The sequence below is a fragment of the Leptolyngbya cf. ectocarpi LEGE 11479 genome (genome assembly GCF_015207065.1).
Classification (GTDB): domain Bacteria; phylum Cyanobacteriota; class Cyanobacteriia; order Phormidesmidales; family Phormidesmidaceae; genus Leptothoe; species Leptothoe ectocarpi.
Map to the genome: position 1 here is coordinate 1 of NZ_JADEXP010000201.1, position 11,651 is coordinate 11,651.

The 11,651-nt window shown below is 48.6% G+C and carries 8 protein-coding genes; 1 reads left to right on the top strand and 7 read right to left on the bottom strand.

The features are described from left to right. Positions 1-73 precede the first annotated feature (73 nt). The 5 genes from IQ260_RS19225 to IQ260_RS19245 all read right to left on the bottom strand — a co-directional run bounded on the left by IQ260_RS19225 (position 74) and on the right by IQ260_RS19245 (position 6,798). Entirely contained in the window at positions 74-1,924 is a 1,851-nt protein-coding gene (locus tag IQ260_RS19225) for an ABC transporter ATP-binding protein (protein ID WP_193994718.1), read from the bottom strand. Between the two features lie 59 nt (positions 1,925-1,983). Next, entirely contained in the window at positions 1,984-3,159 is a 1,176-nt protein-coding gene (locus tag IQ260_RS19230; protein WP_193994719.1) for a glycosyltransferase family 4 protein, read from the bottom strand. A gap of 55 nt (positions 3,160-3,214) precedes the next feature. Beyond that, positions 3,215-4,477, bottom strand: coding sequence for a glycosyltransferase family 4 protein (locus tag IQ260_RS19235; protein WP_228016265.1), 1,263 nt, complete (start codon positions 4,475-4,477; stop codon positions 3,215-3,217). A 27-nt stretch (positions 4,478-4,504) separates the two neighbouring features. Further along, on the bottom strand, positions 4,505-5,815 hold the full coding sequence (locus IQ260_RS19240; protein WP_193994720.1) for a glycosyltransferase family protein: 1,311 nt from the start codon (positions 5,813-5,815) through the stop codon (positions 4,505-4,507). Between the two features lie 560 nt (positions 5,816-6,375). Further along, positions 6,376-6,798 carry a DUF1801 domain-containing protein gene (locus IQ260_RS19245; protein ID WP_193994721.1) on the bottom strand — a complete coding sequence of 141 codons (423 nt, stop codon included), beginning with the start codon at positions 6,796-6,798 and terminating at the stop codon, positions 6,376-6,378. A gap of 656 nt (positions 6,799-7,454) precedes the next feature. Between IQ260_RS19245 and IQ260_RS19250 the strand changes: the two genes are divergently transcribed. Next, on the top strand, positions 7,455-9,308 hold the full coding sequence (locus tag IQ260_RS19250) for a DUF7507 domain-containing protein (protein WP_193994722.1): 1,854 nt from the start codon (positions 7,455-7,457) through the stop codon (positions 9,306-9,308). A 324-nt stretch (positions 9,309-9,632) separates the two neighbouring features. On the opposite strand, the gene IQ260_RS19255 is transcribed toward IQ260_RS19250, so the two are convergent. Continuing rightward, a complete protein-coding gene (locus IQ260_RS19255) occupies positions 9,633-9,872 on the bottom strand; it encodes a hypothetical protein (protein WP_193994723.1) in 240 nt (79 codons plus the stop codon). Between the two features lie 560 nt (positions 9,873-10,432). After that, entirely contained in the window at positions 10,433-11,368 is a 936-nt protein-coding gene (locus tag IQ260_RS19260) for a GUN4 domain-containing protein (RefSeq protein WP_193994724.1), read from the bottom strand. Positions 11,369-11,651 lie beyond the last annotated feature (283 nt).

Below are 11,651 nucleotides of genomic sequence, written 5' to 3' on the forward strand. Positions count from 1 at the left end.
GATCAGCAACGCCCAAAAAACAATGCTGGAGAGATGTTCTATGGAACGTCTGTACATCCAATAGGTGAAAAAATCAGGAGAGACGTTCCATGGAACGTCTGTTCGACAAGGTCGCATCCTGTTGAACGGCAGACTGCATTCTAAAGAGAGCGGCATAGGGACCATTCTTTCTCATCAGCTCGATGTGGGTGCCCTGTTCTACCACCTGTCCCTGTTCCATATAGAGCACCCGATCAGCAGGGGTAGCCAAATGTAGATCGTGGGTAATTAGAAATGTGGTACGGTTCTGGGCCAGACGACGCAGGGCTTCGGCAACTGCCTGCTCGCTGGCGTTATCGAGACCGCTGGTGGGTTCATCCAGGATCAAGATGGGGGTACGGCGGATGGCAGCACGTGCGATCGCAACTCGCTGACGCTGACCGCCAGACAGGGTGCTACCCCGTTCGCCCACCACCGTATCGTAGCCATCGGGCAGCGCCATAATAAACTCGTGGGCATTGGCTAGACGGGCCGCTGCTTCAATCTCCTGGTGGTTGGCCCCCGCAATGCCATAGGCGATATTTTCTCGAATAGTGGCGGCAAACAACAGGCTATCTTGCAAGACAACGCTGATTTGAGGGCGCAGACTCTCTAGGGTATAGTCACGAATATCGTGCCCGTCGATTTTAATTTGACCAGCGGTGGGATCGTATAGCCGCAACAACAAACTCATTAAAGTAGATTTACCACTGCCGGAGGGACCGACCAGGGCAATCTGCTGTCCTGGCTGTACCGAGAGATTAATCCCTTTAAGGATTTCCTGGTTAGGAGTATAGGCAAAGCACAGGTCTTTTAGCTGGACAGCACCTTGGAAAATAGGTGCAGGAACGGCGTGGATGAGATCGCACACATCTGGTTTTTGTTCTAACACATTCAGAATTCGTTCTCCTGAAGCCGCTGCTTTAGAGAGCCGTCCCGTGTATTTAGCAAAGTTTTGTACCGGTTTATAGGCATTTTTTAGGTAGGTTAAAAACACCAGCACATCACCAGGAGACAGGGCATCTTGAATCACTAGCCGGGCTCCATACCAAAGAACTAAGGCAGTCCCAAGCGCAATTAATACATCCACCGTCCGTTCCAGGTTGGCGGCCAGCCGTTTTGCCTCCACACTCTCCGCTAAACTACTGCGATTCTGCTGGTCAAACACATCAGCAAAGGCATCTTCTAGGGACAATGCCTGCACCAGTTTGATCGCAGACAGCGATTCTGCTGCTGTAGCGGCAACGGCCCCTTCCCGCTGCCGCTGTTGTAAAGAAGCACTGCGAATTCGACGGCTCAGGCGAGTGGCTGCCAAGCCAAATAGTGGAAACGTTACCAGGGAGAGCAGGGTAAGTTTGAGGTCTAACCAGGCCATCACCCCAACCATACTAGTCAGGGTTAAAACGCTGACCACCAAAGGTAATGCAGCGGTTAGCAAAATCTCCTGTAGCCGATTAGCATCGCTGCTGACGCGTACAATCAGATCGCCGCTGCGGGCTTTGCTGTGGTAGTCCAATGATAGCCGCTGCAGGTGTCGGTAAAGCTGGTTACGCACCTGAGCCATGACGCGACTGCCCAGAATAGCTAGGCTAACCGTACTCCAGTAGCGTGCAATGGCTCGTAAACCCGTAACGCCCACAATACTCAGGGCTGCTATGGTGAGAAGAATAACAGGATCAAGGTTAGTCTGACCGGGTAGACTGTTTGTTCCTGTAACCGGAATTAGCACATAGTCAAAGACAATTTTCAGAGGCCAAGGCTCTAATATGCGCAGACTCACATCAGCAATTAGGGCAATGCCGGTGACTAACAGCAGCGACCACTGTTGTTGTATATAGGGCCAAAAGGTGCGCACGACTCGCCATAATCCTGGCGCTGTCTGGGTAGTAGAGGTTGATTGTTTCATATGATTTTTACATAATTTAGGCCCCCAAACCCCAAGCTTAAGGGCTTCCAAAAGGCTTGCTAGGTTACAACATAGTTTGTCAGCTGATACTGGTTGTGTGCGATCGCAATAATTTGTCTTGCCACCCCATCCCAGGTGTGGTGCATCAAAATATGTCGCTTGGCCATCAGCCCTAGACATTCCCTCAAACTGGGCGATAGCCAAAGTCTCTCCAGAGCATTGGCCAGTGCCGCCTCATTTCCCGGTGGACACAACAGCCCGGTGACATTGTTTTCCACTAGGTCGGCGAGCTGTCCGATGCGGCTGACGACGACCGGTAGCCCAGCGGCCATATACTCTACTACCTTTAGCGGTGAGAAATAAAAGTCGGCTTCTGGGTAAGGAGCCACTGCTGCATCCATCGAAGCCAGCAGTCCGGGGATCGCTGCAGGAGAGACAGCCCCTGTAAAGGAAACAACAGATTGTAAGCCTCGGCGGGTTAGTTCCGCTTCCATATCCTTGCGTTGGGGGCCATCACCAACAATTAGCAAACGGCTCTGGGGCACATGCTGGTGCAGCTGGCTAAATGCACCAACTAGATGAGAGAGACCGTGCCAAGGCTTTAGCGAGCCCACAAATCCGACAGTAAAGGTGTCAGGATCTTTAGGAAGTGAGGGCTGTACGTCCTTACTAAAGCGATGATCGTTGACGCCATTCGGAATCACCTGCACCTTGTCGGCTTCTACCCAGTTGGTGAGATAGTGCTTGACACCTTGAGAAACGGCAATCAGTTTACCAGCTGACTGAAAAGCTCTGCGTGCCACCTGTTCTGCTTCATCTCGGTGGACGAGACCGCGATATTTAGCCTGTTCTTCAATCAGGGGCGCATTTACCTCCAATATTCCGGGAATGTTGGTTTTCTGGGCTAATTCCATGGCGCTGTAGCTCCAAAGAGAGTAGCGTTCATAAATCAAATCAAATGGACCAGCGTGCTCTAGTTCTCTCTGTAAATCATCATTGGAAGAGAGGGCAACCCGCTCGCGCACTGCCCGTTCTAGATTGGGGATAGGGGGCAGCCGATGGACGTTTAGATCGGTTAAATCCTCTGGCGGAGGATCGTCACAGCGTACGGCAAACAGGTCCACCTGGGCTCCCTGACGGCGCAATGCCCGGATCACTTCTTGCACATGAATCGAACACCCTTTTTGACCAAAAACAGGGATGCCAGGGTCGGCACAGATGTAGGCAATTCGCATGGGAGTCCTCCTGATGTGGTGATGTGGTGAGAGTGGGGAATGGTTTTCGGGTTGGCTAGTAAACGTTGACTGTTTGATTTTGAGGTTGGAAAAGTGTACGCAGAACCGCCGCATTCTGGGTGATGTCGAATTCAGTTTCGACTAATGCCCGAGCTTGGGTGGCTAAATGCTCCCGTAGGGTGGATGAGGTTAGTAGCTTTTGGAGAGCTTGGGCGAGGGCGGTGGCATCTTGCTGGGCCACCTGCAGTCCCGTATCGCCGTCTTGAATAATCTCGGGAATGCCGGTGACGTCGGTGGCAACACAGGGCGTACCCAGGGCCATCGCCTCTAGTAATGCGGTGGGCAATCCGTCTCGGTTACCGTCTTTGCCAATGATATAGGGGGCTGCAAACACGGCGGCATTTTGCATCAGTTCAAAGACTTCTCGCTGAGGACGAGGACCGATGAGTTCGATCCAATCGTCCAGGTTGTGGTTCTGGATTTGCGATCGCAGCTCTTGTTCTAAATCCCCCGTACCCACAATCTGGCAGGTAAACTCACAGCCCCACTGCCGCAGCAGCGCACAGGCTTCGACCAGATAGAAGAGTCCTTTTTTCTCCACCAGTCGACACACCGATAAGATTCTGGGCGCGCGCTGGGTGGGTAAACAAAACTGTAACTCACTGAGATCCATACCGTTATAAATTCGCTGTACTTTTCTTGCATCTTGGCCAAACTGTTCCTGCAGGTAGGCCACGCTGTAGTCACTGACGGTTATCACCGTGGACGCATCTCGAAGCTTACGCCGCAGATCTTCTGGATTCACACTTTCGTGAAAAATATCCTTAGCATGGGCGGTAAAGGTATAGGGAATCTCAGCAAAGTAAGCCGCCAGTCTAGCCACATTGGTGGCCACGGTACCAAAATGGGCATGGAGGTGGGTAATCCCCCGCCGCCGGATCTCCTGGGCCAGCCACAGGGCCTGATAAACGACGCTGGAGCGTTCTCCTGTCGCGTAGTCTAGCTTGGTCCAAATGTTAGGCAGCACGCTAGCCGTCTCTTGAATCTCTGCCCAAAAATAGCTAGCTGGCGTCGGTGACAGGGTAATAAGCGCAGGGGTTACTCTGCCCTGAGACGGTTTGCGTAAATAGGTAACCGGGGCGCGTACCTGGGAGATTTTATCTTGAAAGTGGGTGTCTTCTGGTGGACGCAGCGCAAAAATGTGGATGTCGGTTCCGGCGGCTTCATGGGCCAAAATTTCGTTGACGATAAATGTTTCGGAGTAACGAGGGTATCGTTTGACGACATAGCCAATGCGCATAGGATTAGAAGAAATCATAGGTTTGCAAAAATGAGGAACATAGGATCAAGAAGCATGGGGCAATGGCGGTGCCTGGGCAATCATCAGCTGTTTTTGCAACTCAATGAGTAGGTTATCCAAACCGTTGAGATTAATAGAGGCATCTTTCCGAGAGGTGGTACCAGGCTGCTGTAGCCAGTGGCTGATCGCCTCAGCATTCACATGTTCAGGATGCAGGAGATCCACTAGACCCTGCTTTTGAAGGTGGTCAGTGCGAATCCACTGTTCTAAGCGTGGGGTGACGCGGGGAACCATCAGAGCTGGCTTCTGAAAAGAGAGAATCTCGCAGGTAGTATTGTAGCCGCCCATGGAGATGACTCGACTTGCCCGTTTTATCAGCAGCGTGGGTTCTTCCAGGTAGTCGATAATGCGCAGCTGTGGGTTTTGCTCAGCCTGGGCGTAGAGATACTGTTGTACATCGGCAGGCATAAAGGGGCCAGTCAACAAAACACCGGTTGCGTTGGCCGGTAAGGTGGCCTGGGCAAACGCTTTCGCTAAGGCCGCTCCGTCCTGACCGCCGCCGACTACGCAGAGAATAATGTTGTTGTCGGTGGGTAAGGCTAGCCGTTCTAAATTAGCGTACACGGCAGGATTTACGTAGTTGAGCCGGGCTCGCTGGTCAAGATACCCGAGGGGACGCATTTTGGTGGTGATATCAAAGGGAAACTGATACTCTCTGCGCAGGTCATAGACGTTGGGGTCTCCGTAAACCCAAATGGTGTCGTAGTAACGACGAATTGCTTCAATATTGTCGCTACGCTGCCAGTCTTTTTTGACTTTCTCTGGGGTGTCCAATATATCCCGTAGACCTAGTACACAGCGAGTAGCGTGGGACGGTTGCCGCTGGTTAGACAGCCGTATATATTCTAGGGTGGCATCGAGTTCTCTTACAGCGCCTCGGGGGACGTTGTCGACAATGAGTACGTCTGGCTGAAAGTTTTGGATGGCGGTGAGAATTATTTGCGATCGCAATCGAATAATATCCTCCAGTGCCATGCCCATACGACGAGCTTCATATTGTCCATCCGCGCGTTTGTGCAATGCGGGTAAAGTAAGACTGTCTACGCCAGAGGGCGTGGGTAAATCACTGGCGTCACGCATACCGCTAATCAACAGGACGTCCGCATCTAATTTGGAAGCTCCTAGGGTTTGAGCAATCAGCAGATTACGTCGCTTATGACCTAGCCCCATGGTGTCATGGGAGTACAGTGCGATGCGCCAGCGTTGACTGTGAGACGGGCTATGAGGCGATAGGGGACGTTTTGGTTGTAATAACACCGATGACGCTTGTTTTCTCTTCTGATTTACTAAAAACATGTGACCTCCTGGCTATTTTTAGCCGCAATTTAATTACCACGTTTAACGTTGCTTAAGCTTTTCTGGCATTGCTGATCCTCGGGATGACGTCATCTGACGCGTGCTGATAAATTGCATCATCACCAGATCGGTCCATCCCCTAAATCAGCAACAGCGTTTTTCTTAACCATCGTGGCAGCCTTTAAAGGCTGTTTTGGTAACAGACCATTGCGGCCTAAACATACCGATAGAGAGCGTTGGCATCACAGCACATAGGGTGAGCATTAGCTAAATGTTAAGAACGGGTTAACTCTTGTTTAAGCATCTCACCCGTGCATAAAGATCCTATGAAAGTCGTGTGAGAGATTTCTTACATCACGGCACAAATCATAAGATCGCTCTTATCCATGGACGTATTTGTGCCAATTTATAGATTTATCAAGCTAATTCGTCATGTATAGAATGCTTGTTTTGACAAGGATTTTACTGCTTGATAAGTCGATTTTTGACTATGAATAGATACTCACATATTGCTGCTAGCGCATATGGATTGGGATTCGGGTAATACCAGCATTCTCTTGTTAACTACAGTCGTATCTGGCTTCCATCTCAGTAATGGACTGTGTAATCAAGGTCTCTAGGAGAGTGATGTCCACATCCGATAATTTCTTAATATAGAGACATGATTTGCCCAGCCGATGCTTACCCAGTTGCTCCAACAAAGCTGAATAATTCTCAAAACCCGGCATAATATATACTGTCAGCTCCCGCTTTCTGGGTGAAAAGCCAGTGATAAACCAGTCTCCTTCTCGGCCACTTTTATACCTGTAGTGATAACGACCAAAACCAATCATGCTGTCTCCCCACATTGTGGGTTCTCGTTGAGTAACGCGCTGCATGATGGGTAGCAATGTCAGACAGTCATTGCGGCGCTGTTCATTCTCTAATGCCTGAATAAATTTATCAACGCTGGCATCGTTGGGTTGGGTTTTGAGGTCTGACATGTTTCAAAAAAACTTATCGACGGGTGGATAAGTTCTGACTAGGGTTTTCTGCAAGGCTCCATCGGACCATTATAGTTTTTGGATTGTGGCCTGCTCTTTGGCAGTGAGGGGACAGTCAATCGCTTGAAACTCGTAGTATTGATATTCGCTCATTGGCCATTCCTCCCATTGCTAAAGCCCAGCTTTTTTAGAGTAAGGCATAACGAGGAAGTACAGGTGAAGGTAACGTCCTTGTTTTTGAAGATGATGCAGCGAGAGTATGGAAAATCGCGATTGTTTTCGTTGGTGAATCTCTGATTATCTATCTCTCATACGCTCCAGATGTGCTACCGATAGTGTTCATTTATTCATAGCTAGTGAAATATCGTATAAATAGTTAGCAAGAGTTTACATCGCCTATCTGTAAACTTGTGATATCCGGAGCCAAGGTAGTGGAAGGATTTATCGCCCTGCCAGCTGGGATACTACTTTTTATACCTTAAATTACTTTTCTTCCCGATTTATAGTTCGAATACATGCATCAAGAAAGCGAGAACACTGAAGGAACTTTTGTTTCGACTTTGCTCCATATTGGAATGTCAAATAATAGAAGACTTCCCAACCAGAGGTGCTCTATCCCTGCGATTTTTGATTGCCCTGTAGATGTTATTTTTGTCATGAAAATCAAACATTTGAACTCTGAGAAACAGCAAAGCCACAACGTTGTGTTAGAGCCAGTTTCAGAGAGTTCATCTCGAGCAAATTGTTTGTCTCCTAATCTAAAGAAAATCATAAGCATCTCTGCTGGCTGTACCTTATTGACAGGGTTAGCGAATTCTCAAGCCGCTACGGTCTATGCCTGTGAGGCTGTTGAAGATAACGCCAGCGAGGCTAATTGCCAAACTCAGGAGAGAGAGGATGTTGATGTTGATGTTGATGTCAGCAACTTGAACGCCCCTTCGGTTCAGCAAAATTTGAAGGTGCAATGGTCAACGGCCTCAGCAGATGATACGGACAAACCTGTTTTGGTTAGTGATGGTGCGATCGCAGTTGAGCAGGAAACAGCCACTGAAGCAGATCAAGCAATCACAGTTGAGCAGGAAACTGCTATGGAAGTAGATCAAGCGCTCTCTGAGGACGATCTCGAACCCCTGCCCACCTCACGACGGATCTATGGCGATACTATCGATTTACAAGAGGGCTATTCAGGCACCACCAGTGTCCCAGTACTCGAACGCGGCGCTAGGGGCGATGTGGTCTCCAGGGCCCAACAAAAGCTAAATGAAGCGGGGATCACGGTCAAAGTAGATGGCATTTTTGGTAAAGCCACTCAACAAGCAGTACGGGAGTTTCAAAAGTCTCAAAACCTACCCCAGAACGGTGTAGTGGACTCTGAAACATCGAAAGCCCTCTTCGGCTCTGACGTTACTGTTAGCCTATCGCCAACGGCAGGAATTCCCAAAGCAGGGGTGGGCAAAGCAAGCACGAGCATTCAGAACATCGCTTCGGCTTCAAGTCAGGAAACGGACTATGCCAATGATGCTGAGAATGTCTCTGTTGTCAGGAGGCCAGCCGTCGGCATCAACAAATCGATTGTCCAGGTATTTGACCCCGATGGCACCCCCGATGACGATGGTGTGGTTGATGAAGCTGGCGATATGATCAGATATTCCATCAAGGTGAAAAACGCCGGTAATGTCACCTTGACCGGGGTTACTGTCGATGATCCCCTCACTGGTGGCATTCTGACAACGGATGCCACCCTAGACGTTGGGACAGAACAGACCTTTACCGCTGACTATACGGTCACCCAGACTGATATGGATAACAACGGGGCTGGATTAGGCTTTAAAGTGGGCTCCATTGATAATGAAGCCACAGTGATTAGTAATCAGACGGGTTTAAAGCTTGATACCGAGGCCGTTCCTGTTAAACAGACGCCTGCTATCAAGGTGAACAAGAGTGCTGTTGGCATTGACACTAAGAATGACGGTCGCCTCAATCAAGCAGGCGATATTATCGAATTCATCATTGAAATTGAAAATACCGGTAACCAGACCTTAAACAACGTTGCCATCAATGACCCACAGCTCGGGATTGATCGCGTGATTGGTCAGCTAGCACCTGGGGCTACCCAAACCTTTATCGGTCGATATCGGTTGACCCAAGCGGATATTGATAGTAATGGTGGTGGTGATGGAGACATTGACAATACGGTTGAAGTAACAACTGCTGAAACAGGTCTGAGTAAAGACTTTGCCGAAGTTAAGGTGGAGCAAAATCCAGACATCAAGGTCGAAAAGAGAGTCATTGAGCAAGATAGCAGTGGCGATGGCACCCTCAACAATGCGGGGGAAAAGGTTATTTATGAGGTGATTGTTACCAATACAGGAAATCAAACCCTGACTAATGTGTCCATTCAAGATTCATTGCTAGGTTCCTGGATTATTAGAGGTATAACGCTGGCTCCAGGTGCAAGTCGGTCTTTTAGCTACGATTACATTGTTTCCCAGGCAGCTTTGGATGGTTAATGTGCTCGTCATGAAATGGGGCTAACAGAGTCAAAACCCACTAGACTCATATCTTGCACTAAGATTGGCTGTGTCGCTAAAGCCCACGCTGGGTTGAAACGCCAGCGCTAACTGAGGGTTGTCCGCTAAAAGGGACAATTGGGTATGGAGGCGCTGGAGGCCGGTGGTGGAGCGATCGAAGTATCGCTAAGTGTTGTGGAAGCAAACCCTCAAAACACATTTCCGATAATTGTGTCCCTTTCAGTGGACACCCTTCGGCTAGCCCAGGGTTTCGAACCCTGGGCGGGTTGGTGCTTCCCCACCAGCGCACGGTGGGCTACTCACCTACAGACGTTTCATCAGGATGCTAATGACGTCGCCCTGGTCGGGGGTGAGGATCAGCTGATTGTCGGGGATGTCGATTAGGGGGCTCCACTGGTTGGGTTCGACGTATTTGAGGGTGTGGAGCAGGTGGATAGTTTGGCGGATGCCGCCGGGGCTGCCGAGCAGAATATGGCGAATGGTTTCGCCTGTGGGCAGGGTGATGGATAGGTTAGCGGGTAGGGTAGCTGCCTGTGTTGTCATGGGGCGTTTTCCTTTGGTTTTTGGTTGACTAAGGGTCAGGAAAGCGCCCAAAAATGAAGCCACCCTGCAACTAAACTCAGGGTGGCTGTAAGATAATCACAGTCCACCAACTGCTCCGATCAGTTGGCTGGGTTAGCAGGGTGGTGGTGTTGACTGCACCGCCATCCCGCGCGGCTAAATTTTTGGGTGCGGAAATAGCTAGAGGCTAGCTATAGTTTTGTAGGCTAGCAGGCCCAAGCCAGATGAGTCAAGATGCAGTTTTACATCAACAAAAGTTGTTGAGTACAGAGTGGGCTGATGTTCTGGAAAATCCGCCTAGAGCTGCTATGTGGCTATGTCGAATTAACATTGGGGCGAGGCCCATCCATCACACCGCAAAACATCCATAAGAGCTTTCCTCTCTCCAAACCACAGAATCATAGGTTAGGTTTCGGCAATCTTAACCCAACAAATCCAAACTCAACAGTTGCACCTTAAGTCGGGTTGAATCCCATCGATATCCAAAGATGATAAGCGCTCCACGTTACCACAACTCAGAGGTCAATTTTGCAGATGTCGGCTTACAAGCTTGTATGAGAGAGAAGAGAGTCTACTCCATACAACCTCTTTCCCATTGCCCTCCATACTCCATAGTAAACTTTAAGTGGTAGATGTCCTCTAGGGGCAGTCAAATCCCATTGCGTTTTAGTTTCAGGCTGCCAAAAACCGTTTTTCCTCCAGCCAACCTGTGTCACAAATTTTCTGTAAGCCTTGTCGTAGTACTTGTTGTCAGCTGCAGCACCGCAGCTTAGATAGATTTCTTTTTGTACACTGAAACCAAAGTGTCCTCCCGTAAATTGAACCCATAGTCGGTCAATAAGCTGTAAATCACTGTGAGGAAAGCCTTCGATATTATCAATATCTAACCAACCTAACTCTTTCCGATTAGTTACATCTAGCATTACTGCTGCAGTTTCTTTGTCTGCTTCCCTCCAAAGGGCATTCGCTAGATAATTAATTAGGTCTCCATAACGTGGGTGAACTTGTTCTCGAATGATACATAAAGTAGTGTTAAGGATGTAGGGACGATAGTGATATGTATTCTCATCTAATGCTAATTCTGTCTGAGTACTAAGCCATCCACAAAACCATTGTGCATCTACACTTGAAATACCTCTCACAGGTTGATTGCCTTTGCTGTAACAATCGGCGTAGTATTCATAAGCATGAGAATGAAATTGTCCTAATCTTTGATTTTCTAGAAAGAGACTATACTCTGCCCACGTAATTGGTTTAGAAAGAAGCGTTTTGTCATTTCTTTTGAAACGTTCCTCTAATAATACCTTTGCGTTTATTAACCTTCCCAAGTCAATATTAGTTAATTGATTCTCCAATAAATCTTTTATAGATAATTGAGTTTTTGACTTTTCCTCAATTACTATCCGACGAGCAAATTTTAGCTTTTCCGTAGTGGGAGTATCCAAAATGGCCAAAACGAACGGTGTGGCCTCTGTCACTGCTGCGTAGAAGCTAATCACCTCACTCCAGTCCGAATTATCTAACCTCGCTAACAAATAATCTATCGGATACCGATCTCTGATCTCTAGGGCAGTTAGATATTCTTGAAATGTTTTATGCAATACTCCGGACAGAATTAGGAGACTAGCACCCCATAGTCACAAAGACTTGGAAAGTTGGGATGTGATTTAATCAAAGTCTCGTCTAAGTCTAAGTTTCGAATAAACCTGTCAATCAGATGCTGATTGAGTTTGCGACGTTTGTAGGAGGCCATGGAAAAGA